The 26,435-nt window shown below is 37.9% G+C and carries 22 protein-coding genes; 13 read left to right on the plus strand and 9 right to left on the minus strand.

All coding sequences use genetic code 11. The features are described 5' to 3' along the window. The first annotated feature begins 1 nt into the window (after nucleotide 1). From B7C41_RS06790 to B7C41_RS06805, 4 genes are all read left to right on the plus strand, one after another. Nucleotides 2–1,912: a vWA domain-containing protein gene (locus tag B7C41_RS06790; protein ID WP_085298041.1), complete on the plus strand. Its 1,911-nt coding sequence runs from the start codon at nucleotides 2–4 to the stop codon at nucleotides 1,910–1,912. Then, on the plus strand, nucleotides 1,906–3,582 hold the full coding sequence (locus B7C41_RS06795) for a BatD family protein (protein ID WP_235839637.1): 1,677 nt from the start codon (nucleotides 1,906–1,908) through the stop codon (nucleotides 3,580–3,582). Before B7C41_RS06790 ends, B7C41_RS06795 begins: the two co-directional genes overlap by 7 nt. Nucleotides 3,583–3,790: 208 nt before the next feature. Beyond that, on the plus strand, nucleotides 3,791–4,357 hold the full coding sequence (locus tag B7C41_RS06800) for a sigma-70 family RNA polymerase sigma factor (RefSeq protein WP_085298042.1): 567 nt from the start codon (nucleotides 3,791–3,793) through the stop codon (nucleotides 4,355–4,357). Further along, the gene (locus B7C41_RS06805) at nucleotides 4,350–5,063 is read left to right on the plus strand and encodes a DUF3379 family protein (protein WP_085298043.1); all 714 of its coding nucleotides are present in this window, start codon (nucleotides 4,350–4,352) and stop codon (nucleotides 5,061–5,063) included. The genes B7C41_RS06800 and B7C41_RS06805 overlap by 8 nt, the downstream gene beginning before the upstream one ends. Before the next feature lie 155 nt (nucleotides 5,064–5,218). Here B7C41_RS06805 and putP read toward each other — a convergent pair whose 3' ends face one another. After that, complete coding sequence (gene putP / locus B7C41_RS06810; RefSeq protein ID WP_085298044.1) at nucleotides 5,219–6,703, minus strand: sodium/proline symporter PutP; 1,485 nt, start codon at nucleotides 6,701–6,703, stop codon at nucleotides 5,219–5,221. Between the two features lie 229 nt (nucleotides 6,704–6,932). Between putP and B7C41_RS06815 the strand changes: the two genes are divergently transcribed. Continuing rightward, on the plus strand, nucleotides 6,933–8,156 hold the full coding sequence (locus tag B7C41_RS06815; protein WP_085298045.1) for an EAL and HDOD domain-containing protein: 1,224 nt from the start codon (nucleotides 6,933–6,935) through the stop codon (nucleotides 8,154–8,156). A 95-nt stretch (nucleotides 8,157–8,251) separates the two neighbouring features. On the opposite strand, the gene galE is transcribed toward B7C41_RS06815, so the two are convergent. The 8 genes from galE to galU form a co-directional block, all read right to left on the minus strand. Further along, nucleotides 8,252–9,262, minus strand: coding sequence for a UDP-glucose 4-epimerase GalE (galE, locus tag B7C41_RS06820; protein WP_085298046.1), 1,011 nt, complete (start codon nucleotides 9,260–9,262; stop codon nucleotides 8,252–8,254). A 65-nt stretch (nucleotides 9,263–9,327) separates the two neighbouring features. After that, complete coding sequence (locus tag B7C41_RS06825; protein ID WP_085298047.1) at nucleotides 9,328–10,284, minus strand: acetyltransferase; 957 nt, start codon at nucleotides 10,282–10,284, stop codon at nucleotides 9,328–9,330. Nucleotides 10,285–10,327: 43 nt separating this feature from the next. Further along, nucleotides 10,328–10,927 carry an adenylyl-sulfate kinase gene (cysC, locus tag B7C41_RS06830; RefSeq protein ID WP_085298048.1) on the minus strand — a complete coding sequence of 200 codons (600 nt, stop codon included), beginning with the start codon at nucleotides 10,925–10,927 and terminating at the stop codon, nucleotides 10,328–10,330. Nucleotides 10,928–10,989: 62 nt separating this feature from the next. Then, nucleotides 10,990–12,717: an SLC13 family permease gene (locus B7C41_RS06835; protein ID WP_085298049.1), complete on the minus strand. Its 1,728-nt coding sequence runs from the start codon at nucleotides 12,715–12,717 to the stop codon at nucleotides 10,990–10,992. A 45-nt stretch (nucleotides 12,718–12,762) separates the two neighbouring features. Continuing rightward, nucleotides 12,763–14,169, minus strand: a complete 1,407-nt coding sequence (gene cysN / locus B7C41_RS06840; protein WP_085298050.1) for a sulfate adenylyltransferase subunit CysN — start codon at nucleotides 14,167–14,169, stop codon at nucleotides 12,763–12,765. Between the two features lie 90 nt (nucleotides 14,170–14,259). Then, the gene (cysD, locus tag B7C41_RS06845; protein ID WP_085298051.1) at nucleotides 14,260–15,159 is read right to left on the minus strand and encodes a sulfate adenylyltransferase subunit CysD; all 900 of its coding nucleotides are present in this window, start codon (nucleotides 15,157–15,159) and stop codon (nucleotides 14,260–14,262) included. A gap of 136 nt (nucleotides 15,160–15,295) precedes the next feature. Then, entirely contained in the window at nucleotides 15,296–16,957 is a 1,662-nt protein-coding gene (gene pgi / locus B7C41_RS06850) for a glucose-6-phosphate isomerase (protein WP_085298052.1), read from the minus strand. Between the two features lie 64 nt (nucleotides 16,958–17,021). Then, nucleotides 17,022–17,924, minus strand: coding sequence for a UTP--glucose-1-phosphate uridylyltransferase GalU (galU, locus tag B7C41_RS06855; RefSeq protein ID WP_085298053.1), 903 nt, complete (start codon nucleotides 17,922–17,924; stop codon nucleotides 17,022–17,024). A gap of 629 nt (nucleotides 17,925–18,553) precedes the next feature. On the opposite strand from galU, the gene B7C41_RS06860 reads away from it, so the two are divergent. From B7C41_RS06860 to thiL, 8 genes are all read left to right on the plus strand, one after another. Then, a complete protein-coding gene (locus B7C41_RS06860; RefSeq protein ID WP_085298054.1) occupies nucleotides 18,554–19,996 on the plus strand; it encodes a peptide MFS transporter in 1,443 nt (480 codons plus the stop codon). Between the two features lie 225 nt (nucleotides 19,997–20,221). Beyond that, nucleotides 20,222–20,827 (plus strand): 5-formyltetrahydrofolate cyclo-ligase, encoded by a 606-nt coding sequence (locus B7C41_RS06865; RefSeq protein WP_085298055.1) that lies wholly within the window; start codon nucleotides 20,222–20,224, stop codon nucleotides 20,825–20,827. A 198-nt stretch (nucleotides 20,828–21,025) separates the two neighbouring features. After that, the gene (rpiA, locus tag B7C41_RS06870) at nucleotides 21,026–21,682 is read left to right on the plus strand and encodes a ribose-5-phosphate isomerase RpiA (protein ID WP_085298056.1); all 657 of its coding nucleotides are present in this window, start codon (nucleotides 21,026–21,028) and stop codon (nucleotides 21,680–21,682) included. Nucleotides 21,683–21,776: 94 nt separating this feature from the next. Beyond that, nucleotides 21,777–23,006, plus strand: a complete 1,230-nt coding sequence (gene serA / locus B7C41_RS06875) for a phosphoglycerate dehydrogenase (protein WP_085298057.1) — start codon at nucleotides 21,777–21,779, stop codon at nucleotides 23,004–23,006. Between the two features lie 187 nt (nucleotides 23,007–23,193). Then, entirely contained in the window at nucleotides 23,194–24,321 is a 1,128-nt protein-coding gene (wecB, locus tag B7C41_RS06880; RefSeq protein ID WP_085298058.1) for a non-hydrolyzing UDP-N-acetylglucosamine 2-epimerase, read from the plus strand. Between the two features lie 228 nt (nucleotides 24,322–24,549). Then, nucleotides 24,550–25,014, plus strand: coding sequence for a 6,7-dimethyl-8-ribityllumazine synthase (gene ribH / locus B7C41_RS06885; protein ID WP_085298059.1), 465 nt, complete (start codon nucleotides 24,550–24,552; stop codon nucleotides 25,012–25,014). A 13-nt stretch (nucleotides 25,015–25,027) separates the two neighbouring features. Continuing rightward, nucleotides 25,028–25,444 carry a transcription antitermination factor NusB gene (gene nusB / locus B7C41_RS06890; protein WP_085298060.1) on the plus strand — a complete coding sequence of 139 codons (417 nt, stop codon included), beginning with the start codon at nucleotides 25,028–25,030 and terminating at the stop codon, nucleotides 25,442–25,444. Nucleotides 25,445–25,462: 18 nt separating this feature from the next. Continuing rightward, a complete protein-coding gene (thiL, locus tag B7C41_RS06895) occupies nucleotides 25,463–26,434 on the plus strand; it encodes a thiamine-phosphate kinase (RefSeq protein ID WP_085298061.1) in 972 nt (323 codons plus the stop codon). Nucleotide 26,435: the final 1 nt, after the last annotated feature.

Raw genomic sequence — 26,435 nt, forward strand, 5'->3', positions numbered from 1 at the left:
TATGGAAGAATTTCACTTTATTCGTCCGTTATGGTTACTCGTCATTATTATTTTAGTGCTGATGATCCTTTTGCTTAAAAGAAACCATGTTAAACAATCTGGTTGGCAAAACTTAATACCACCGCATTTAGCAAAAGTATTGGTTGAAGGTAATACCCGGACAAAATCAAAATCACTAGCGCTACCTTTTTTTATTGGTTTAATTGCAATTATTGCGATGGCTGGGCCTAGTTGGAAAAAATTGCCTCAGCCTGTTTATCAAGTAGCTCAGGGCTCGGTACTGATTATGGATATGTCGTACTCAATGTATGCCACTGACGTAACACCGAATCGTTTAACACGAGCACGTTATAAAGCCATTGATTTACTTGATGGTATTAACGAAGGTGAAGTTGGCCTTATTGCCTATGCTGGCGATGCATTTAGCATTAGCCCATTAACTGATGACGTAAATAATATTAAATTGTTATTGCCTTCACTTAGCCCTGACTTAATGCCAGAGCCGGGTAGTAACCCATTAGCCGCATTAACATTGGCAAACGAAATGCTAATCAACGCCGGACATAACGACGGTGATATTTACTGGTTTACTGATGGTATTGATAATATTGATATTCAAGACTTAACCCAGTGGTCACGTGAACATCCCTATCGAATCAATATTTTAGGCGTAGGCACGGCAGCGGGTGCACCTATTAAACTCAGTAATGGTGAATTAATGAAGGACGGTAACGGTGCAATTATTGTCCCAAAGCTAACCGAAAATTTATTGCGAGGTGTTGCTCAGCGCGGCAGTGGCAACTATGTCACCTTATCGCATGATAATAGTGATATTGAAAAGCTAACTTTTAAACCACTTGTTGCTGACTCTAATGAAACCACAGAAAGTGAAAATACTGGCGATCAATGGCAAGAATTTGGCCCCTATTTATTACTCTTAATTCTGCCCTTAGTATTAAGTTATTTTAGACGCGGAGCTTTGTTAGTCGCTCTGCCCTTTGCTTTGCTCCTTATCCCTAATGAAAAGGCTCATGCTGACATTTGGCAAGACCTTTGGAAAACGAAAGATCAACAAGGACAAGAACACTTTAAGCAAGAACAGTTTCAACAAGCTGCCGAGCAATTTAATAACCCGCTCTGGCAAGGCAGCTCGCATTATAAAGCTGGAGATTACGAGCAAGCATTAGCTGCTTATCAGCATGTTGATAGTGCAGAATCTTTGTACAATCAAGGGAACGCTCTGGCAAAGTTACAACGAATGGATGAAGCGCTCGAAGCATATAGTAAAGCCTTAGAAAAAGATCCAAACCTTGCTGACGCTAAAGCTAACAAAGAAGTTATTGAGCAGCTTAAGAAACAGCAAGAACAAGAACAAGAACAAGAACAAGAACAACAAAAACAAGATCAACAATCTGGTGACGATGGCCAAGAGAATGGTGATCAACAAGGTGATGATCAGAAGAATCAAGACCAGCAAGGCGAAAACCAAGACGGCCAGAATCAAGATAGTGAAAATCAAGATAGCGATCAGCAACAGCAAAATACTGATCAAAATTCTGGCTCACAAGAAAATAAAGATCAGCAGGCACAATCAAACGATGAACAAAGCACTAATGAACAGCAAGAGCAAAATAATCAACAAAATTCAGAACAAGAACAAAACGACAAACAGCAAGAATCAGCTGAACAACAAGCAAAAACGGCACAAGAAGGCGATGAGTCTGAAAACGAACAAAGTGCTCAAGCACAATTAGCGGCAGAACAACTCGCTAAAGAAACTGAGCAAAAACATCAGCAACTACTTAATAAAGTTACCGACGACCCATACATGCTGCTACGCAATAAAATGCAGTTAGAGTATCAAAAACGTCGCCAAGACCGCCGAAATATAGGAGTTAAGAAAAAGTGGTAAAGGTTATTTTTTCATTATTTGTTATTTTATTATCACTTAATAGTTATGCGCTAAGTAAAATTAGCGCTTCAGTAGATAAAAATCCGGTTGTGGTTAATGAATCACTGATATTAACCGTCGTTGCTGACGATAATATTGATAACAATGCCTTAGACACCTCGGCATTGTTAAAAGACTTCATTGTCGGTAGAACATCAGTTAGCTCACAAACTAGCATGGTAAACTTTAAAACAACTCGTACCACGAGATGGACTACGGTGTTAATTCCACGTAAGCCAGGTGAGTTAGTTATTCCTCCGTTCCTTATTGACGGGCTATCCAGCCAACCAATCGCAGTAAAAGCACTGGCAGCAAGTGATGCGACAGCATCTAGTCAGCAAGATTTATTTATTACTACAGAAGCCTCGGCTACCGACATTTATGTCCAGCAGCAAATTACCTTAAAAGTAAAATTACACTTTTCGACTGAACTAAAGCGTGGCAGCCTAACTGAGCCAGCACTGACTGGCGCTAATATTCTACAAATTGGCAAAGACAATGAATCTGAAAACATTATCAATGGTAAGCGCTACCGTATTATTGAGCGTATTTACGCCATTAGCCCACAACAAAGTGGTACGGTAATGTTGAAATCACCAGTGTTCTCTGGTGAAATTATTATGCCATCAACACGACGTTCTAACTTTTTAAGTTTTGCTGATACTAAGCCAGTTAGTGTTATCGGTGATGATATCACCTTGATAGTTAAAGGCATTCCAAAACAGGTGTCCGGTACTTGGTTACCAAGTGAGTTATTAGCATTACATCAGGAATGGCAGCCAGAGCCAAGTCAGTTTAAAGTTGGCGAGCCTATTACACGTACCATAACTTTAACCGCTGCAGGACTTGCTGAAGCCCAGCTACCTGAATTGATCATGGCAGTACCACAAGGCTTGAAAGTTTATCCTGATCAAGATGAGCTTCATACCGGTTTAAACAACGAACGCTTAGTCAGCCAAAAAGTTGTTAACTTTGCCATCGTTGCTAGCCAACCCGGTGAATATCAGTTACCTGAAATAGCTATTCCTTGGTGGAATACAGTAACTAACAAAGCTGAAGTCGCAAAAATTGCTAGTCAAAAAATTATAGTACTACCGAACCCTGACATTACTCAAACACCTACAACAGTAACACCTAGCAGTGAAATTGAGCGGCCAACTACTGCAGCACCTGTTACTCAAACCGGTATTATTCAAGAAAGCTCGCTTTGGCCATGGATATTTTTACCGTTATGGCTATTAACTTTATTGGCTTGGTTTGTTTCTGTTAAGCGTCCATTTACCAAGAAAAATAATCACACCAAAAACAGTAATAGCGTCAATGGTGCTTATCTTGAATTAATAGCAGCTTGTAAACGAAACGATGGTGAAGCAGCATTAACTCAATTAATACCTTGGGCTCGTTCACAAAGTGCTGGTGCAGCAGACGCTGAATTATTAACAACATTAGATGCGTTGCATAGCCACTTTAATGACCAAGCCTTTTCAAGCGCACTCACTGAATTACAGCAAAGTTATTACGGTAAAGCTCCCGGTCAATGGTTAGGTAGTAACTTATTACAAGCAATTCAAAACCTACATAAAAAAGACCATAAGGTTGCTAATAGCAATGATATGTCGATTAATCCTTAATCCTCTTATATCAATGACATTCATTTAGCCTAATGCTAACAGCCCGAGTAAAAGCAAAAAGAGCTTCATTCAGTAAGCTCTTTTTGCATTCTAGCGCTAACAAGATAAAATAAGTTGTTCTTTATTCAAAATCAAAATGATGTAAAAACTAAGTACTGTTTGTGTTAACTATCGACAGGTAATTCACGCTATAGTTAACTTATCTAAAATATTTGTAATAATCCGAAATAAAATGACAAAGCCTCAGGTCTCTTACAACATGGTGACAAAACAAGTTAGATACGAAGCACTCGTTAAAGCATTACATACTGATTTATATCGCTATGCATACTGGTTATGCCACGATAAGCATGTAGCTGAAGACCTAGTGCAAGAAACATTTTTACGTGCATGGCGCGCACTTGACTCGTTGAAAGACGAAAAAGCAGCAAAGTCATGGTTAATAACTATTCTTCGAAGAGAAAATGCTCGTCGATTTGAGCGTAAGCGCTTTGACATGAGCGAATACGAAGAAGCAACGATTATTGATGCAAAGGCCACCAGTAATGAGCAAGAAATAGAAAATCAATGGTTACGCGAAAGAATAGCACAGATGCCTGAAGAGTATCGAGAGCCACTTGTATTGCAAATTATTGGCGGTTTTAGCGGTGAAGAAATTGCAAAAATGTTGTCGTTAAACAAAAACACAGTAATGACACGATTATTTCGTGCTAGAAATCAATTGAAAGAAGCCGTAGATGGCGAGCCAAAACTAAGAGGTCTACACAATGGATGATTTGCATATTAGACGCAGCATATTAGCAAATCCAAAAGCCCGCGACGAGGCAATGAATGAAGCTATCAAAAACGACCCGGCCAAACAAAAGTTTGTTCAGGATATTGACACTTTAGATGAAAAGATTGCCCAGGCGATGAATATCCCTGTTCCTGACGATTTATATAACAAATTAATTCTTCGTCAAACTTTGGCAAGCCATCAGCAACAAAAAAGTAAAACCCGTGTACGTTTGGCTATGGCAGCTTCTGTTGCTTTTGTTATGGGTTTAACTGTTAATTTCATGATGTTTTCTAGCACTTATAAAAACTTAGGTGACTACGCTATTGCTCATGTCGATCATGAAGCATCACACTTTTCAAATACTGATCAGCCAAACGTAACACTTGCTTCATTAAACGACAAAATGGCATCATTTAAAGGAAGTTTTGACAGTACTTTTGGCACACTAATATTTGCTGATTATTGTCGCTTTGACGGCAGCAAGAGTTTGCATTTGGTTTTCCAAGGTGAATCAAGTCCAGTAAATGTTTTCGTATTACCTAATGATGAGGAAATAGAGTTTAATGCTAAGTTTGCTAATGATGCACTTGAAGGACGTTCATTAAACTTTAATCATACTAATGTTATTGTTGTAGCTGATAAAAAAGAGCCATTAGAGCAATGGCAAGAGCGAATTAAAAACGACATCATTTGGTCAATATAGTATTGGTTTAAATAAAGCCTAACAATACTAATTTAGATTTACTAAAAAGCCGTTAATAATGTATTAACGGCTTTTTTATTTTTTAACAATTATGATTTTATAGAGCTTGCTAGACTAAGCAATACATTGTCTAGTCTCATCCATAATCAAGTTGTTTAGTGTTTCTCAGCAACTTGGTCAAACAACGCTTCAATCTCTGATTGTGGTTTAGCCGTAAAGCGACTAACTGCAACAATGGCAATACTTGCCATAATAAAGCCAGGTACTATTTCATACATTATAGAACTAAGTGATCGTCCATCTATCGTTATTGGTGCGTATATCCAAATTAAAACTGTAGTCGCCCCCGTTAACATCCCCGCAAGAGCTCCTTGTTGAGTCATTTTTTTCCAATATAAACTAAAGATAACTAATGGACCAAAAGCGGCACCAAAACCTGCCCAAGCATTACTCACTAGGGTTAGAATTGAGCTATTTCTGTCATACGCAAGAAATACGGCAACTAGAGCTACTGCCGCTACTGATAACCGGCCAACAAAGACCAACTGTTTATCTGTGGCATTCTTATTTAAAAACGCTTGATAAAAATCACCTGTAAGTGAACTAGAGGTCACTAATAGTTGTGATGAAATAGTGCTCATGATCGCCGCTAGAATCGCCGCTAGTAAAAACCCAGCGATTAATGGGTGAAATAATATTTGTGACAGTAAAATGAAAATAGTTTCGGCATCATTAAGCTGAACACTTGTTTTAGCAACATAGGCAACACCGGCAAAACCAGTAGCCATAGCACCAAACAAAGAAACGACCATCCAGCTCATACCAATTCTACGTGCCACAGGTAAATCTTCAACTGAGCGAATAGCCATAAACCGAACAATAATATGCGGTTGGCCAAAGTAGCCTAGGCCCCACGCCATAGCCGAAATGATTGCCACAATACTGACGCCATTAAACATGTTTAATAGTTCAGGATTGACTTGCTCAATACTCGTAAACATTGCACTAGTGCCGCCAAGGTCATTAATAACAACAACAGGCACCAAAACCAAGGCAACAAACATAATACAACCTTGCACAAAATCAGTCAGACTAACCGCCAAAAAGCCGCCAAATAAAGTATATAAAACCACTACGCCCGCAGTGATATACAAGCCAGTTTCATAACTTAAGCCGAAAGAACTTTCAAATAGCTTACCACCAGCAACAATGCCTGATGAGGTATAAAGCGTAAAAAACAAAATGATGACAATAGAAGAGGCAATACGCAGTGTATGTGAGTTATCGGAAAAACGGTTCTCAAAAAAATCAGGTATGGTTATTGAGTCATTGGCAAGTTCAGTATAGGTTCGCAACCTTGGTGCTACAATAAGGTAATTTAAATACGCGCCAAGTACCAACCCAATAGATATCCAAGTACTACTCAAGCCATTTAAGTACATGGCACCAGGAACGCCCATTAACATCCAACCACTCATATCAGAAGCGCCAGCAGACAAGGCAGTTACTGATGGACTTAGGCTACGACCACCCAGCATAAACCCAGCTGCATCGCTGGTAGACTTTCTATAGGCATACAAACCTATCCCTAACATAACAATAAAATATAACGCTAATGAAATTATCGTTCCGATTGCCAACTTAGCCTCCACTACAATATTTAAAATGATCAATTAAACAATTAATTATCGCCCAATTAAGCTTGATAACGGATAGTATGAAGAGTTAATAGATGATTACCATGTTTTTTCATGAGTATTGTTATTTAATTGTGTTATAAATAAGTTACAGATGTATGAAGTATGATTTTAATCAGGTAAAAGCATCAACTAAATAATTAGCAATAAAATAGAATTATCAGGACTTTTTATGTACTTTTATGCTGCTAGGCAACCGATACTAGATATAGATAAAAAATTATTTGCCTACGAATTATTATTTCGCGATAGTATCGATAATGTCTTTCCTGAAGTTGATGCTGATGAAGCAACAACTAGAATGATTGAAGCTAGCAACTTTAACATTGGTTTAAGTGAATTTACGGGTAATAAACCAGCCTTTATTAACTTTACTTTAGATACCTTATGTAAGGGCTACCCGGAGACATTATCACCTGAAGAGGTGGTTATCGAAATATTAGAAACGGTTAAACCTGGAAGAAAACTACTAGAGATCTGTCAATCTTTACATAAAAAAGGTTATGTCATCGCCTTAGATGATTATATTCATCACTCAGTTTGGCGGTATTTTTACCCTTTTATAAAGATCATTAAAATTGACTGGCAAGATACTCCAATTGAAACAATTATAAGCGTCAAGGAAGCAATTATTGATTTTCCTCATATAAAATTGCTTGCAGAAAAAGTTGAAACTTATGAGGAATACAACCAAGCATTAGAATTAGGTTTTGAACTTTTTCAAGGCTTCTTTTTTGCCAAGCCAGAAATGGTAAAAACCAAAAGCTTATCACCTTCACAAATCGCAATGGCTGAACTACTTTATGAAACCTCTAAACCCGATCTTGATTTAACAAGTATTACTTCAGTCTTTGAGCGTGATATTACACTTTCTTATAAGTTACTACAGTATGCCAACTCACCAATATTCCTCCGTCGAAATGAAATTTCCACGATAAAGCAAGCGTTAGTCATATTAGGCTCAGGTGAATTAAAACGCTTTTTAGGTCTCATGTTTGCTACAAACGTAAATCCTAATAAGCCTTCTGAATTAATTAACTCTGCTATGACTCGAGCTAAATTTTTGGAGTTAACTGCCAAAAATATTAATGTCCCATTAGATCCATCAATTGCTTTTCTTACAGGACTTCTCTCATTAATTGATGCCATTGTAGATGAAAACTTAGACAGTATTTTAGTTAAATTACCTTTGGCTCAAGAAATAAAAGACACTTTATTAACCCGTAAAGGAGTTATGGCTGGATTAATAAAGTTGGTTGAGTTTATCGAGCGCGCTGAATGGCACAAAACGAGTATTCTTATGGAAAAACTTGAAGTAGAAAAATCTATAGTGGTTTGCAACTACAACCAAGCGATCATATGGGCTGATGAACAATCAAACACTGAATCTAATTAACACGATAATATTAAATTCATTACATATAAAAATGCTCAATACATTAGTTTATTGAGCACTTTAATTTTACAAAATAGAGTTCAATTAAATTACTTTTATTCAAAACCATTCGGGTTTTTGGATTGCCAGCGCCATGTATCTTTAATCATAGTTGACAAGTCATATTGAGCACTCCAACCTAACAGCGAATTAGCAACACTTGCATCAGCGAATACTGTAGCAATATCTCCGGCCCGGCGAGGTACAACTTTGTAAGGTATCTCTTGCCCTGAAATATCTTTAAAGGTATTAACAATTTCTAATACCGAAGTACCATTTCCTGTACCTAAGTTAATTGGTACACAGCCCTTAATTTTGCTGAGTTTTTCTAACGCTTTCACATGCCCCTTAGCTAAGTCAACAACATGAATATAGTCGCGTACACCTGTACCATCAACGGTATCGTAATCATCACCAAAAACTTGCAATTGTGCTAAGCGGCCAACCGCTACTTGAGCAACATAAGGCAATAAGTTGTTAGGAATACCATTAGGGTTTTCACCAATCAAACCAGACTCATGTGCGCCAATAGGATTAAAATAACGTAAACAGGCAATAGACCACTCTTCATCACTACTTGCCAAATCAAATAATATATTTTCAATCATTAATTTAGTTTGGCCATACGGATTTGTTGCCGAGGTCGGCATGCTTTCATCTAATGGTGAAGGATTGTTTTCACCATAAACGGTCGCAGATGAGCTAAAAACTAAATTTTTAACACCATACTCAGCCATTACTTGAAAAAGAGTCACAGAGCCAGAAACATTGTTATGATAATAGCTCAAAGGAATTGCGCTAGACTCGCCTACCGCCTTCAAACCTGCAAAATGTACCACTGCATCAATATCATGCTGCTGAAATACTTGTTGCATCGCTTGTCGATCACAAATATCTGCTTGAATAAAGGTTACAGATTTTTCAGTTATTTTATTTATGCGATCAAGGACTAAAGTTGAAGAGTTAGCCAAATTGTCAACAATAATAATATCTTTGTCTAAGGCTAAAAGCTCAACAACAGTATGACTACCGATAAATCCCGTACCACCAGTGATCAACAAACTCATCAAAAAAATCCTTACTAAATGCTAATAACTATTAATCAAAATGGTCATCAAGCTGTGTTAAATATCTATTGATAATATTTTGACACTAACTCAATGAACTTACCAAGTTTTTCTAACGAAAGTTGGTTTATTCCTGCTGCTGCCGCTCTACCACCACCCGTTTCAAATTGCGCGCAAATATCACCAGCACCTTGCTTATTTTCTAATGGGGCACGTAAGCTAACTAAATAGGTGCTATCTGGGTTCAAAGTGAGCACTGCATGTGCTCTAGCTGGATTTTGGTTAGCTAATTCATTACCAAAGACACCGCTCACTCTTCTTGACCACGACGCATCCTCAAGCTCAAGTGCCTGTAATGCTTCATTTTCGTACAATACTTTAGCATTACTGGCTTGCTTCATATCAGAAAAGTAGGCCTTTTCAAGCGTAGAAAAAATAGAATCAGGCTCATCAATTAATGTAAACGGATTGGGATAAGATAATAAATTTTTAAAGAGTATTTCTGGCGCAATATGCAAATCATCAACAGTAAGACCATAACCATTGTAGTTAATATAAATACCTAAGGCTTTTAGTTGTGCTTGTTCACTAATTGATAACCCCTGTTTTTCTGATAATTCTTCAGCTGCTTGCAACATGTTATCACCGAAAGCAGCCACAATTGCCCACAAAACATATCGACCTGCCAAATGCTGATTTACTAACAAGCTAGTACAGATATTGGCATCAGTATCAATGATGCTTGTTAAATTTTCTGAGTTAGGAATATCACCAAATCGATGATGATCGACATAAAATACCTTAATATTATTATTGATAAGGCCTTCTAAAGCTGAGTAATTTTTTTCCATCGAAATATCGAGCACAGTAACAGAGCTTGCTTGAGTAATAGGCACTTGTTGCAATAACTGAATATCGCGTTTAACCCCAGTGATTAACGTAGATTTTTTTGGCTCGGCAAGTCGCAATTGTAGCAAAGCAATAATGCCATCAGCATCGCCATTGAATACATCAAAGTGCAAGGGAAACTTCCTTTTGATAAATTATAATTAAATTACTTAATAATTATTGAATAAACTGTTTTTCAACTAAGTAATTAATCACTTGTTGAGCACATTGTTCAATACTTTTATCAGCAGTGCTGATATGTATTTGTGCTTTTTCTGGAGCATCATAAGCAGAGTCTATACCGGTAAAGTCTTTAATTTCACCAGCTCTAGCAAGCTTATATAAACCTTTAGGGTCGCGCTGTTCACAAACCTCTATTGGTGTATCAATAAAGACTTCGATAAATTCTCCTGAGGCTAACTTGCTCTCAGCTAATGCTCTGTCTGCTCGAAAAGGCGAAATAAAAGCCGTAGATACAATTAAACCTGAATCAACAAACAGCTTGGCAACTTCACTAATTCGGCGAATATTTTCAACTCTGTCTTCATCACTAAAACCTAAATCACCATTTAAACCATGCCGAACATTATCACCATCGAGTAAATAACTATGACATGCTCGTTCAAAAAGCAAAGCATCAACGGCATTAGCAATGGTTGATTTTCCTGAGCCACTAAGGCCGGTATACCACAATAAACAAGCTCGCTGCTGTTTCAGTGCAGCTCGTTGTTGCTTATCTATTTGCTGGGCATGCCAAACGGTATTTTCAGTTTTCATATTTTTCCAATTTATTTAGCAGTTTATTTCGACATAATTATTTGAGAATAATTGAGCTGTAGTTAAAATGAATAAACCAATGGCAACATAGTTAGCACAACAACACTATAAGCGACGGTGATTGGCCAACCAAACTTTATAAAATCTGATATTTTATAGTTACCGGCATTAAACACCATAATATTGGTTTGATAACCGTAAGGGCTAATAAAGCTGCCACTTGCGCCAAATGCAACCGCCATCACTAATGGTAATGGATTTACCTCTAACCCTACCGCAACACTGTAAGCAATAGGAAAAATCAGCGCTGCGGCTGCGCTATTAGTGATAACCTCAGTGAGCAACAATGTGATAAAGAAAACAACAACAAGGGCAATAATCGCACTTTGATCGGCTAATAAAAATTCAATTTGATTAGCAAAAATAGTTGCTACTCCACTATTTTCAAAAGCCTGTGCCAAGGTTAATGCTCCGAGTACAATCAACCAAATTTCAATCGGAAAACGACGTTTGATTTCATTAACCGTTAAACAGCCAGTTAAAATAAGTATTGCAATATAAAACATCAAGCTCGAAAGCAAAGTAATCGGGGTTAACAGCGTTATCGCAATCGAAATAATAAAGCCAAATATAGCCAAAGAGTCACGCCAACCAGAAAGCATACTGTCAGGTGTATGGCCAGAAAGTATATAGAAGTTTTTACTTAGATTTGTTCTGGCACTGAAGTCATTACCAACGGCTAATACCAGAAAATCTCCAGCTTGAATTTTTATCTCACCAAGCTTACCAGAGAGGGCAGCACCTTCTCGATGGATAGCCACAACTGCCGCATCAAATCGTGCGCGAAATCCTGCCGTTTTTAAAGTTTTACCAACGATAGCTGAGTCAGGTTTAATCAATACCTCGGTCAAATTTTCTCGCAACAAGCCATCTTGCTCGGCAAATAATGCTAAACCATCAAATTGTTGTAGCACTAAAACTTTACTGATGTCACCACTAAAAATAAGTCGATCATGCTGTTGAATAACCTCATCAGGCGCGACCGGCGATACTAAACGCCCTTCACGAACTAGTTCAACCAGAAATAAAGCATCTAGGTTTCGTAGACCATTATCTTCAATGCTTTTTCCAATTAGTTTTGAATGACTTTTAACTTGTGCTTCAACTAAATACTCTTTCGCCTTTAATTGCTCATTGCCCATGTCAGTTAAGGTATTTTGTCTAACTAAAATAATCAACAAACAAACGGTTAACGCAACAATTCCCACAAGACTAAAGTCGAAAAAGCCAAGACTCTTTTCTCCTTGCTCTATCCATAAGGAATTCACAATAAGGTTGGTTGATGTGCCAATTAGGGTTAATGTTCCGCCTAAAATAGCGGCGAATGACAGTGGTAAAAGTAATTTTCCAGGGTTAGCCAGCGTATTCTTTTTAACAGTAGAAATTAAAGTCGCAACAACAGCGGTATTACTGATTAGCGCTGAACTAAGTGCAGTAAAAACTAAGGTTTTAATACTAGCGGTTTTTACATTACCGCTAAGCATTAAAGCTGATACTCGTCTTAGAATACTGGTACGCTCGTAGGCAAACGAACACAAAACTAATAACAATAATGTCACAAGCCCAGGGTTCACTGCATTATTTAAAATATCGGTTGAAGAAATAAAGGAGGTTGCTAGGCACGCCAATGTTGCGCTACCAAACACCCTTTCAGGAATATTTGGAAAGCGAACAAGTGCCAGTAATGTTGCAAAAAATATCGCAACAAAAAGCCACTGAGTCCAAAGCACTACAGTGACCTTACCAATTGATGTGAATAAATAAAAATTTGCACGTTATTGCTTTAACAAGTCACGAGCACCCCAGTGAGGGAAGTGTTTACGCACAAGTACATTCAGCTCTTTTTCAAAGTCAGAATACTGGTGTTCTTGCTGTGACTCTAACGCACCGTTAATCATACCAGCACCAACAGTGATATTGCTTAATCTATCGATAATAATAAAGGCACCGGTGGCTTTATTATCGTTGTAAGCATCAAAATGCAAGGCCTCAGAAGTTGCTAGCTTTACAACACCTATTTCATTCAATGATAATTGATCAACAGCTGACTCTTCTAGTGTATTAACATCGATACGATGACTAATACTAAGGGCATGCCCTGTCGTAAGTTTACTACCGTGTTTAATATAATACTCTCGTCCAGGCTCTAATTCATCTTCGTGCATCCAAACAACGGTGGCACTTAATTCCTTAGCTGACGTAGGTACATTGCCTTTTTTGACAATCATCTCACCGCGACTAATATCTATTTCATCTTCTAAGGTTAATGTTATAGCCATACCTTGATCAGCGCGCTCTATATCGCCTTCAAACGTAACTATCGATTTTACCGTACTTTCTTTACCAGAAGGCAAAGCAACAATTTCATCACCAACACGAATATGACCAGAGCCAACCGTGCCAGCAAAACCTCTGAAGTTTAAATTAGGGCGATTAACGTATTGCACTTGTAGACGGAATTGAGTGAAATCTTTTTGCTCATCAACTTTAATAGTGTTTAGCAACTTCATCATTGTCGCGCCAGGGTACCAAGGCATATTGACACTTTCTTCAACAACATTATCGCCATTTAGGGCTGAAATAGGTACAAAGCGGACATCATCAAACGCTAAGTCATCTGCAAAGTTTCGGTACTCTTTTTTAATCTCTTGATAACGCTCTTGGCTGAAGTCAACCAAGTCCATTTTATTCACAGCAACTAATACGTGCTTAATACCCAACAAAGAACAAATAAATGAATGGCGACGTGTTTGCACTTGAACGCCATGACGAGCATCAATCAAAATAATCGCTAAATCACAGTTTGAAGCGCCGGTTGCCATGTTACGTGTGTATTGCTCATGGCCAGGAGTATCTGCAATAATAAATTTGCGTTTGTCGGTCGCAAAGTAGCGATAAGCAACATCAATAGTAATGCCCTGCTCACGCTCTGATTGCAAACCATCAACTAATAACGCTAAATCTACCGACTCACCTGTGGTACCTGATTTTTTACTGTCATTTTCAATAGCAGCAAGCTGATCTTCAAAAATCATCTTAGAGTCATGTAGAAGTCGACCGATTAAGGTACTTTTACCGTCATCAACGCTACCACAGGTAAAAAATCGCACCATTTCTTTGTTTTCATGCTGCTTTAAATAAGCTTCAATATCGGTTTCAAGTAAGTCTGTTTGCTGACTCATGTTTAATCCTTGGGAATTTCTGCTCGACATACCGTCGATTAATTAAAATGCTAAAATCACTAAACTAAATTACAAAAGTAAAACTTAAGGTTAAAAGTAACCTTCCATTTTCTTTTTCTCCATCGAACCAGCAGAGTCATGATCAATAACGCGCCCTTGTCGTTCGGAAGTTTTTGTTAGTAGCATTTCTTGAATAATTTCAGGTAATGTTGTCGCAGTTGATTCAACTGCACCTGTTAATGGATAACAACCTAAAGTTCTAAAGCGTACGCTTTTCATTTGCACTTCTTCATCATCAGCAATAGGCATACGGTCATCATCAACCATAATCAAAGTGCCATCACGTTCAACTACAGGACGTTTCTCAGCTAAATATAATGGAACAATTTGAATGTTTTCGAGATAAATGTATTGCCAAATGTCTAACTCAGTCCAATTTGATAATGGGAAAACACGGATGCTTTCACCTTTATTTACTTTACCGTTGTAAACATTCCAAAGTTCAGGTCGTTGGCTTTTTGGATCCCAGCGATGATTTTTATCTCTAAATGAATAAACTCGCTCTTTTGCTCGTGATTTCTCTTCATCACGACGCGCACCACCAAATGCGGCGTCAAAACCATACTGATCTAACGCTTGTTTCAAACCTTGAGTTTTCATAATATCGGTATGCGTTGCACTGCCGTGGGTAAATGGACCAACCCCCATAGCCATACCTTCTGGGTTTTGATGAACTAATAAATCAAAACCATACTCTTTTGCCATTTGATCACGAAATTCAATCATCTCTTTGAATTTCCAATTGGTGTCAACGTGAAGAAGCGGAAAAGGGATTTTACCGGGAGCAAAAGCTTTGCGGGCTAAATGTAGTAATACGGCGGAGTCTTTACCAACAGAGTAAAGCATTACAGGGTTATCGAACTCTGCGGCTACTTCACGAATGATATGAATAGATTCGGCTTCAAGCTTTTGTAAATGTGTTAAATGCATCGCTGTTCACTAAAGGTGGTAACATAATATTGATAAATATCATGCCACAGCAATCAAGCATTATCCATATAAGTAAAAGCTTGTTTATATCAAAAAAGTATAACCAAGTGACTTCGATAGCAATTAAATGTCTAAGTTAAACATTTGTCAGACGATCTTTGTAATAACGAATAAGTGATAAAGATGAAGAAGATAGCGTTGTACTTTCAATGCTTTCTAACGGGTTTGTCATAACATCAAGCACTTCTTTACCTAACTGCTTGCCTAATTCAACACCCCACTGATCGTAAGAGTTAACCCCCCAAATCACACCTTGAACAAATATTTTATGTTCGTATAAAGCCAACAGTGCCCCCAATGATTTAGGGTCTAGCTGTTTCATTAAAAGTGTATTACTGGGAGTATTACCTTTCATAGTTTTGTGGCTTGCAAGTCTATTCACATCAGCTTCATTAGCACCTGATGCAAATAGCTCAGCTTTAGCCTGCACTAAAGTTTTACCTTGCATTAACGCTTCACTTTGGGCAAAACAGTTAGCAACTAAAGCATCATGATTAGCTAGAAATTTACTTGTCGGTGCCAGCGACAAAATAAAGTCAGTTGGAATAATATCTGCGCTTTGGTGCATTAACTGCATAAAGGCATGCTGACCATTTGTGCCTTCTTGGCCAAAAACCACAGGGGCAGTTAAGTGGTCAAGTTGTTCACCATCATTAGTGACGGACTTACCGTTACTTTCCATATCGGTTTGTTGCAAATAACCAGGTAACGCTCTAAGCGCATGGTTATAAGGTAATATAGCTAAACTAGGATAACCTAAGCCGTTACGATTCCAAATACCTAGCATGGCCATAATAACAGGCATATTCTGCTCAAATGGAGCCTGCTGAAAGTGCTGATCCATTAAATAAGCGCCAGCTTTAAGTTCGCTAAAGTGTTTATTTCCGATCACTAACGCCAACGGTAAACCTACAGCAGACCAAAGCGAAAAGCGACCACCAACCCAGTCCCACATCGGAAGAATATTTTCTTCCTTAATACCAAACCCTGTCGCTGCAGGAATATTAGTGCTTACTGCATACCAATGTTGACTAATGATGTCATCGCCAATAATACCTGATGCAGAAATACTGATATTCCTAGCAGCTTTAAGCATCCAGTCTTTAACAATAGTGGCATTCAATAATGTTTCTTGGGTAGTAAAGGTTTTCGAGATAACCACAACAAGTGTTGTCGCTGGATTAAGTTTATTAAACTTTTCTTGTGCTGCATCACCATCTACATTGGCCAATACATGTGCTTTTAAACCTTGTAGATGAAAGGGAACTAAAGCAGAAAGCGCGACTTTAACACCGTAGTACGAGCCGCCAATGCCAATAGCTAAAATATCAGTAAATTTTTCACCTGTAACGGATCGTACCTTTCCCGTTTGCACATCATCGACAATACGTGCCATTTTAGCTTCAGTGTCAACCAACTCTTGCGATTGCTCAGCTAAAACATTTCTTTTAACAGGTTCAGGTGCTCTAAGAACGCTATGCAGAACAGCACGCTGCTCAGTATTGTTTAATTTAATACCAGAAAACTGTGCAATGATTTTATCAGAGAGGTTCTCTTGATTTGCCAAGAACAATAAGCTCTTCAACTCACTATCAGTAATATTTTGCTTAGCATAATCTAAATGTAAGCCTGCGGCGGATAATGAATATTTATCGCTACGCTCTGTATCCTTAAATAATGAGAAAAGATTACGTGATGACGCTGAGCTAGCGAGTTTTGCTAAATATTCAATATCCATATTTCTACCGTTTGAGAACTACTAAACTTATTTCGAATTAAGCTTATTAAAATTTACTTGCTGTTTATTTATTAACAAGTTGCTGCAAATAAGCAGTAAACTCGTCGGCTAATTCAGGGTGGCGCAAACCATATTCAACATTAGCTTTCATATAACCAAGTTTAGAACCACAGTCATGTGATTTTCCCGACATATGAAATGCTTCGACAGTTTCTCGTTCCATTAACATAGCAATAGCATCTGTTAACTGAATTTCGTCACCGGCACCTGGGGGTGTTATTTTCAATAGTTCCCAGATTTTTTCTGAAAGCACATAACGACCAACAACAGCCAAATTGGAAGGAGCTTCTTCAATAGGAGGTTTTTCAACAATAGCGGTCATAGGCTGAGATTCACCTGCGCTGAACTCAATACCACCACAATCAACAACACCATAACTACTGACCATATCCATTGGCACAGGTTCAACCATTATTTGGCTGTAACCACCAACTTCGTTATAACGCGTTAACATTGCCGATAAATTTTCTGTTTTTAAGTTTGCCGTAGCATCATCTAAAATAACATCAGGTAATACGACCACAAAAGGTTCATTACCAATAATTGGGCGGGCTTTTAAAACCGCATGACCTAGCCCCTTAGCTTCTCCTTGACGGACATGTAAAATAGTGACGTCTTTAGGACAAATTGCTTGAATTTCATCAAGTAATTGACGTTTAACACGCTTTTCTAGCGTAGTTTCGAGTTCAAATGATTTATCAAAGTGATTTTCAATAGCATTCTTTGAAGAATGCGTCACTAATACAATTTCTTTAATTCCAGCGGAAATACATTCATTAACAATATATTGAATCAAAGGTTTATCAACAATCGGCAGCATTTCTTTTGGAATAGCCTTAGTTGCAGGCAACATACGTGTACCTAAGCCAGCAACAGGTATTACAGCTTTTTTTATTCTATTTGGCATATTATTCCTAATTATCAATATTTTTGACTTATTCTAAGTCATGCTGAATATAGAGGCAAAATTTAATTAAGCAATAAAGTTTCAGAAAACGAAAAGCTTTCCCTTCGCATCCAACCGATTAGTATTGTAACCTGAATCATAAGTAAGCAACACTTGCTCAACACTGCCTTTTATACCACTTTTTGCGTTAAAACGTTTATAAATAACTCACTATTAATAAACGTTTTGCTTTAGAAAAAGCATAAAATAAAGTATTGATGGTGTCTATAAGGACTTTTATCTTGCTATAGCATCTACTTCATAGCCTAAGCCTTTGATCTATTTAAATATCAAGTATTCATTATCCAGAGTTCAGGTTATTATAAATAAGACGAATGAAAAAAATATTGTCACTACCTGCTATATTTTTCTCCTATTACTTTCTATTTTAAAAAGGACTTTACGATATAAAGCAATATCAGCTAAGTATTTAGTCCTCCACACTTGCCTTTCAAGTTCAGCAAAGGTATAAAACGGGCTGACTAACCCATTTTATACAATATTGCTCGGAAAATTAGTGCATTTCTTTGTAAATGCAATCAACCAATAATAATAATTATGTCTTCGAGCATCTTTTAAAGGAAACTTAAATGACTAAACCTACATCAGGCACATTACTCGGACATCCGAAGGGGCTATTCCTCCTTTTCGGCACAGAAATGTGGGAAAGATTCGGCTACTACGGCATGCGTGCCTTATTGGTTCTTTATTTGGTAGCAACTGTTGAAGACGGTGGTTTTGGCTGGACAACAGGTGAAGCACTTGGTCTATATGGTACTTTTACCATGGCCGTATACTTAACGCCAATGATTGGTGGATGGTTAGCCGATAACTTTATCGGTCAACGTAGAGCAATTATCTACGGTGGTATTCTATTTTCTGCAGGTTATTTCGTTTTAGGTATTCCTAAAACAATGATCGTAGGTATGGAAGAAAATGTCTTCTATATCGGCTTATTCTTAATTTGTTGTGGTAACGGTTTATTTAAAGCTAACGTATCTAGTCTTGTAGGTGAGTTATATGAAGACGGTGACCACCGTCGTGATGCTGCCTTTACAATATTCTACATGGGTATCAACTTAGGTGCTTTCTTATCACCTTTAATTGTTGGTTACTTAGGCGAAGAAGTTAACTGGCACTACGGTTTCATCGCTGCAGGTTGTGGTATGTTAATTGGTTTAGCACTTCAGCTAACATTAGCAAAAAGCTACTTAGGTGATATTGGTGTTACTCCTTCTGCTCATAAGATTAAAGCAGCGCAAGACGATTTAAAAACCCGAGCTTTATCAAAAGAAGAAAAAGATCGTACTAAAGTTATTTTAATAATGAGTGTATTTTCAGTGATTTTCTGGGCAGGTTTTGAACAAGCTGGTGGCCTATTTAATATTTATGCATCACAATTTACCGATCGTAATATCATGGGTTTTGAAGTTCCCGCTACTTGGTTTCAATCTTTAAACGCCATGTTCATTATTATGCTTGCTCCGGTAATCGCATCAGTTTGGGTTAAAATGGGCAGCAAAGAGCCAACATCACCGGTTAAGTTCGCATTAGCTATGGTATTTTTAGCATTAGGCTTCTTTGTGATGGTTTGGGCAACTATGGTTCAAGGTGGCGATGTTACGATTAAAGTAAGTATGCTGTTCTTAGTTTTTGCTTACTTATTCCATACCCTAGGCGAATTATGTTTATCGCCAATTGGCTTATCACTAGTATCAAAATTAGCACCAGTTAAATTCACATCATTATTAATGGGTGTTTGGTTCTTCTTTACGGCTCTATCTAACAAACTTGCAGCCTTTATTGGTCAATTTGTTGGTGAAGGTGAAGAACAAGTGGCTAATGCGGGTAATATCTTCTTAGGCGTTGGTATCGGCGCATTAATTACTGCTATTATTATTTTCCTATCAGCTAACAAGCTGGTTGAATGGATGCATGGAGCTGAAGGTGATGACAATCATGACCTTGAAGCTAAGCTTGAAGAAGAAATAGCCGTTACAGGTACTCACGAAGGTATTTCTGAGAAACAATAATACTGCTTAAAGTTTACGACTAGACTCCTAAACTTTAGACAAATAAAACGAGTAATGGCTTCTGTTATTACTCGTTTTTTATTACCTTAAAATAATCAAAAGCTAACATGATTAAGCTTTGATTTTCTCGCCTTAACCTCCCAATTTTGCTATAACTGGAATCGCTTAATTTAAGTAATATGTTATGTATTTTTAAGTATCCCTTCTATCTCACAGGTCCATGGTATGAAAACGTCAAATAGAGCCGAAATTCGTCAACGAATCAGAAAACAACGATTTGAGTTAACGCCAGAACAACAAAGGAGTTCAGCGTTCGCATTGCTGCAGCATTTTTCAACTGACCAACGAGTCAAGCAGGCTCAATACCTAGCACTATACTTATCCTCCGATGGTGAACTTAATACTCAACCATTAATCGACTGGTGTTGGCAGCAAGGTAAAAGTGTTTACCTCCCTGTGATACACCCTTTCACAAAAGGCCACCTGCTTTTCTTGAAATATACGCCGCATACTCAGCTAACCCAAAATCAATATGGTATTAGTGAACCAAAGCTCGATATTCGTAGCATTATTTTACCTGCAAAATTAGATATAATTTGCACCCCGTTAGTTGCTTTTGATAACACTGGTGCTCGTTTAGGCATGGGAGGTGGTTTTTATGATCGAACCTTGAGTTCTTGGTATAAAGATTATCAAACGAACAAGAACGCAAAGCCCTACCCTCTAGGTATTGCCCATAATTGCCAGCAAGTTGACTCTCTTCCTTGTGAAAGCTGGGATATCCCACTACCTGAAATATTCACGCCTAATAAGCAACACGTATTTAGTTAGCCTCGGCTCAGGGTAGTTAATTTGTACTTACCAGCGAAAACTTAATCGCGAAAGCGATTATTTGCTATGACATCGATGAAACGCTATTGCTATAATACACTAATATTATTGCTTAGTTTTACTGGTGGATTACCAACAAGTAATGCAAGCCTAACGTTAGATACTACATTTCCATACTAATTTTAAATAAGGTTCGTTATGACTCAAGATGAAATGAAAAAAGCCGCGGCAATTAAAGCCTTAGATTATGTTGAAGCTGACACTATTGTTGGTGTAGGTACAGGTTCGACGGTTAATCATTTTATCGATGCATTAGCGACTATTAAGGATAAAATTGTTGGTGCTGTATCTAGTTCTGAAGCGTCAACACAGCGTTTAAAGTCTTACGGCATAGAAGTCTTTGATTTAAACAATGTTGATGGTATTGACGTATATGTTGATGGTGCAGACGAAGTTAATGCCCATATGCATATGATAAAAGGCGGCGGTGCCGCACTTACCAGAGAGAAGATTGTTGCTGCCGTTGCAAAAACCTTTGTGTGTATCGCTGACGATACTAAACAAGTTCCGGTGTTAGGTCGCTTCCCATTGCCAGTAGAAGTTATCCCGATGGCACGTAGCTATGTCGCCAGAGAATTGGTTAAATTAGGCGGTGACCCTTCATATCGTACAGGCGTTGTAACCGATAACGGTAATGTTATTCTTGATGTTCATAACTTAGAAATAATAGATCCTATCGCACTTGAAAATAGCATCAACGCCATCGTAGGAGTTGTGACTAACGGCTTGTTCGCTAATCGAGCGGCAAACGTCTTAATTATCGGCAGTAATGAAGGGGCAAAAATTATAAAATAACCCTTTAGAGTTTATACACTATATGATAGTTTAGAAATCTAGCCATCTAAAATTAACATTACATTAATGTTTGATCGAGAGAAGTTAAACTATCATGAGCAACAATTCATTAGCGAAAGAAAAAATTAAGATATTACTTCTAGAAGGTGTTCATCAAAGTGCACTAGAAGAATTGAAAGCCAAAGGCTATTCCAATATTGAATACCTTAAAACTTCACTTTCAGAAGCAGAGTTAATCAAAAAGATTGCCGATGTTCATTTTATCGGCATTCGTTCTCGTACTAACTTAAACAAAAATGTTTTAAGTCACGCTAAGAAATTAGTTGCTATTGGTTGCTTTTGTATTGGCACTAACCAAGTTGATAAAGCAGCCGCACAGTCTTTCGGCATTCCAGTTTTTAATGCGCCATTTTCAAATACCCGTTCTGTTGCCGAGCTAGTTTTAGGTGAAACATTACTTTTACTTCGCGGCATTCCTGAAAAAAGCGCTCAAGCTCATCGCGGTGTGTGGAACAAATCAGCTGCCGGCTCTGTAGAAGCTAGAGGAAAAACTCTCGGCATCATTGGTTATGGCCATATTGGTATGCAGTTAGGAATTTTGGCTGAAACTTTAGGAATGAAAGTACGATTTTATGATATCGAAACTAAACTTCCTTTAGGTAACGCAAGCCAAGCGCCTACAATGACTGCACTTCTAAAAGAAGCTGATGTTATTAGCCTGCACGTGCCTGAAACACCGCAATCCAAAAATATGATGGGTGCTGCTGAATTTGAAGTAATGAAAAATGGTGTTATTTTTATTAATGCATCGCGAGGCACTGTTGTTGATATCGATGCTTTATCTGAAGCTTTAGCCAATAAGAAAGTCGCTGGCGCCGCTATAGATGTATTTCCTATAGAGCCAAAAGGCAATGAGGAAGAGTTTATTAGCCCATTACGCGAATTTGATAACGTTATTTTAACGCCTCATATCGGTGGTAGCACTAAAGAAGCACAAGAAAATATTGGCCTTGAAGTAGCAAGTAAGCTTGCTAAGTACTCTGATAACGGCTCAACTTTATCTGCCGTCAACTTCCCTGAAGTATCACTGCCAGAACATACAGGTACCAGCCGATTATTACATATTCACCGTAATCAGCCTGGTGTATTAACACAAATTAACCAAGCTTTTGCTCAGCATAATATCAATATTGCCGCACAATACCTGCAAACAGCAGATCAAATAGGTTATGTGGTGATTGACATTGAAATCGAAAATAGTGAATTAGCATTAAAAGAATTAAAGCAAATTGATGCAACAATAAGAGCTAGGCTTTTACATTAATAATAACATCAAATGTTTTTAAAGAGCTTAAAGCGACTTTAAGCTCTTTATAAACTGCTACAATTTAATGCACTAAAGAACTAAAACACTTATTCCGATATGAATATACTCTATTTTTAATAGCTTCTAAGTTATAATCATTTTCTCTTTTTTAATTTCATCGCATTTTAGGTACGCATTGCATAAAATGAAAATATTAACTGTGTTTGGTACTCGCCCTGAAGCGATAAAAATGGCACCTCTTGTTCATAAACTTGCTAGTGACAAGCGTTTCGATGCTAAAGTTTGTGTCACCGCTCAGCATCGTGAAATGCTTGATCAGGTTTTAAATTTGTTTGAAATCACACCTGATTATGATTTAAATTTAATGGAACCAGGGCAAGACTTGACTGGTATAACTTCTGGGATATTACATGGCCTTAAAGGCATTTTAGAAGAATTTAAGCCTGACTATGTACTAGTTCATGGCGATACTGCAACGACATTTTCTGCGACGCTTGCAGCCTATTACCAGCAAATCAAAGTTGGACATGTTGAAGCCGGATTACGTACAGGTAATATTTATTCACCTTGGCCTGAGGAAGGAAACCGAAAGTTAACAGGGGCCTTAGCTGATGTACATTTTGTACCGACATCAACTTCCCAGCAAAACTTGTTATCTGAAGGTGTTAATCAGAATAAAATGGTGATTACTGGTAATACCGTTATTGATGCCTTATTAGAGGTGCAAACTAAGTTAGCTGAAAACTCTAGCATTCAAACTCAGATGTCTGAAAAGTTTCATTTTTTAGATCGCAGTAAAAAAATGATATTAATTACTGGCCATCGACGAGAGAGTTTTGGCGGTGGCTTCGAACGTATCTGTCAAGCGATATCAATATTGTCGGAACGTTTTACTGATGTGCAATTTGTTTATCCTATGCACTTAAACCCAAATGTTCGCGAGCCTGTTAATCGATTATTAGCGTCTAAGGCTAATATTTACCTAATTGAACCTGCTGACTATTTACCGTTTGTTTATTTGATGGATCACGCGAATGTTATCCTCACTGATTCAGGGGGAGTTCAAGAAGAAGCTCCGTCATTAGGGAAACCTGTTCTAGTGATGAGAGATACAACAGAGCGACCTGAAGCGGTAGATGCTGGTACGGTAAAGTTGGTGGGAACAGATGTTGATGCTATTGTTTTTAATGTTAGCGAGTTACTCACTAATGTTGAAGAATATGAGAAAATGTCATTTGCTCATAACCCTTATGGCGATGGTAATGCCTGCCAAAGAATCGTTGATGCATTATATCTGCGTAAAACCCGATAATTCTTTCAAAAACGTTAAGTATAGCGCTTAACGTTTTCATCTTAGAGCGCGTTGACCAAGATGATGCGGTAATATTTTGGCTTTGATATTAACCTCTTTACAGAAAAATATTTTAGTCGTATCGCGGATGGATATCTTTCACATCACGACATAATGAAATAAACGAGTACCTAAACTTTCAAATTTTTGATAGAATCGCGGAAATTTTTATCATTAGGCCAATTATTCATGAACATCATAGAAGCTAATTTCGATGCAACCGGTAAAAAATTTGCCATTGTCGTCTCTCGTTTTAACAGTTTTGTTGTTGAGCGTTTACTTGAAGGCGCGGTAGATGCCCTTAAACGCCATGGTAATGTTGCAGATGGTGATATTACTGTCATTCATGTACCTGGCGCATACGAGCTGCCAGTTGCCGCTAAAAAAGTTGCCGCAAAAGGCGGTTACGACGCTATCATCGCTATTGGTGCTGTAATTCGTGGTGGTACACCTCATTTTGATTTTGTTGCAGGTGAATGTAATAAAGGCTTAGCGCAAGTAGCAATGGAATATACTATGCCAGTTGCTTTTGGTGTTATTACGACAGATACCATTGAACAAGCTATTGATCGTGCAGGCCTGAAAGTGGGCAATAAAGGCGGAGAAGCAGCCTTAAGTGCATTAGAAATGGTTAATGTATTAGATAAGTTATAACAGGATATTTTTTGTGAAACCATCCCCTAGAAGAAAAGCCAGAGAATTAGCTGTACAAGCGGTATATTCTTGGCAATTAAGTCAAAATGATATTTCAGATATTGAAATGAATTTTTTGACTGAAAATAGTGCTCGTCGTTTTGATATCGACTACTTTCAACAATTATTTCGTGGTGTTTCGTCTAAAGTTAGTAGTCTTGATGAGAGTATTTCCCCACATGTTGATCGCCCACTTGACGATGTCGATCATGTTGAAAAAGCAATCTTACGTGTTGCTGTTTTTGAATTAACTGACTGTCAAGATGTGCCTTATCGCGTCATTATTAATGAAGCAATAGAATTGGCAAAGTCTTTTGCAGCAGATGATAGCCACAAGTTTATTAATGGCGTGTTAGATAAGGTTGTCAAACTCGTTCGCCCTAACGAGTAACAGTAAATTGGTTGTACTATGAAAGAGTTTGAATTGATCAAGCGTTTCTTTACTGAGCAGGTTATTAAACGTAAAGATGTTTTGCTTGGGATCGGTGATGATTGTGCCTTGGTCAGCCCATCAGACCGTCAAAATATAGCAATTACAACAGATACATTAGTTGCAGGTGTCCATTTCCCTCATGAAACGAGTGCAAGAGCTATTGGACATAAATCTATTGCGGTTAATTTATCAGATTTAGCGGCAATGGGGGCTGAACCAACTTGGGTTTCTTTAGCGATCACTATGCCTGAAGTTGACTTACAATGGATTGAAGAGTTTTGTACTGGCGTTTTTGAACTTTGTGAATTTTATAATGTGCAACTTATTGGCGGCGACACCACACAAGGGCCGTTAAGTATTACGATAACGGCTCAAGGTTTGACACCTTTTGATAAGCACATTACTCGCTCGGGTGCTAAGCCAGGCGATTGGATTTATGTAACTGGCGAAATTGGTGATGCAGCACTAGCATTAAAAGATATTTTTAATACAGTGAAGGTTACCCCTGAATATCGCGAGAAGATCCGTCATAGTCTAGATTTCCCTACACCAAGAATTTTAGCAGGCCAGGCATTGCGTGAGTATGCCAGTGCCGCTATTGATCTTTCTGATGGCTTAATGTCTGATCTTGGCCATCTTTGCACTGCCTCGAAAGTGGGAGCTAATATTGTGCTTGAAGATTTACCAATTTCTAATGCACTGCGAGACAGTGTTAGTATTGAAGAAGCATTCGATATTGCACTCGTTGGCGGCGATGATTATGAGTTGCTATTTACGGTTTCAGAAGACAATAAAGTTGGTATGGAAACAGCGTTAGCAAATAGTGGCAACATTATTACTTGTATAGGGCAGCTTAATGGTAGTGATAAAATTTCTACCACGTTAAATAGTAAGCCTGTCGCAATTAATGCTAAAAGCTTCGAACATTTTTCTCAGAGCAAAGATTAAC

The organism is Cognaticolwellia mytili (assembly GCF_002104475.1).
In the GTDB taxonomy this organism is placed as follows: Bacteria; Pseudomonadota; Gammaproteobacteria; order Enterobacterales; family Alteromonadaceae; genus Cognaticolwellia; species Cognaticolwellia mytili.

Excerpts from the sequence above, each read along its gene's own strand:
- wecB (WP_085298058.1), top strand. The coding sequence starts at position 23,194 with ATGAAAATATTAACTGTGTTTGGTACTCGCCCTGAAGCGATAAAAATG.
- cysN (WP_085298050.1), bottom strand. The coding sequence starts at position 14,169 with ATGAGTCAGCAAACAGACTTACTTGAAACCGATATTGAAGCTTATTTA.
- cysC (WP_085298048.1), bottom strand. The coding sequence starts at position 10,927 with ATGAAAACTGAAAATACCGTTTGGCATGCCCAGCAAATAGATAAGCAA.
- rpiA (WP_085298056.1), top strand. The coding sequence starts at position 21,026 with ATGACTCAAGATGAAATGAAAAAAGCCGCGGCAATTAAAGCCTTAGAT.
- B7C41_RS06860 (WP_085298054.1), top strand. The coding sequence starts at position 18,554 with ATGACTAAACCTACATCAGGCACATTACTCGGACATCCGAAGGGGCTA.
- galU (WP_085298053.1), bottom strand. The coding sequence starts at position 17,924 with ATGCCAAATAGAATAAAAAAAGCTGTAATACCTGTTGCTGGCTTAGGT.
- B7C41_RS06815 (WP_085298045.1), top strand. The coding sequence starts at position 6,933 with ATGTACTTTTATGCTGCTAGGCAACCGATACTAGATATAGATAAAAAA.
- galE (WP_085298046.1), bottom strand. The coding sequence starts at position 9,262 with ATGAGTTTGTTGATCACTGGTGGTACGGGATTTATCGGTAGTCATACT.
- B7C41_RS06805 (WP_085298043.1), top strand. The coding sequence starts at position 4,350 with ATGGATGATTTGCATATTAGACGCAGCATATTAGCAAATCCAAAAGCC.
- serA (WP_085298057.1), top strand. The coding sequence starts at position 21,777 with ATGAGCAACAATTCATTAGCGAAAGAAAAAATTAAGATATTACTTCTA.
- ribH (WP_085298059.1), top strand. The coding sequence starts at position 24,550 with ATGAACATCATAGAAGCTAATTTCGATGCAACCGGTAAAAAATTTGCC.
- pgi (WP_085298052.1), bottom strand. The coding sequence starts at position 16,957 with ATGGATATTGAATATTTAGCAAAACTCGCTAGCTCAGCGTCATCACGT.
- B7C41_RS06790 (WP_085298041.1), top strand. The coding sequence starts at position 2 with ATGGAAGAATTTCACTTTATTCGTCCGTTATGGTTACTCGTCATTATT.
- B7C41_RS06865 (WP_085298055.1), top strand. The coding sequence starts at position 20,222 with ATGAAAACGTCAAATAGAGCCGAAATTCGTCAACGAATCAGAAAACAA.
- cysD (WP_085298051.1), bottom strand. The coding sequence starts at position 15,159 with ATGCATTTAACACATTTACAAAAGCTTGAAGCCGAATCTATTCATATC.
- thiL (WP_085298061.1), top strand. The coding sequence starts at position 25,463 with ATGAAAGAGTTTGAATTGATCAAGCGTTTCTTTACTGAGCAGGTTATT.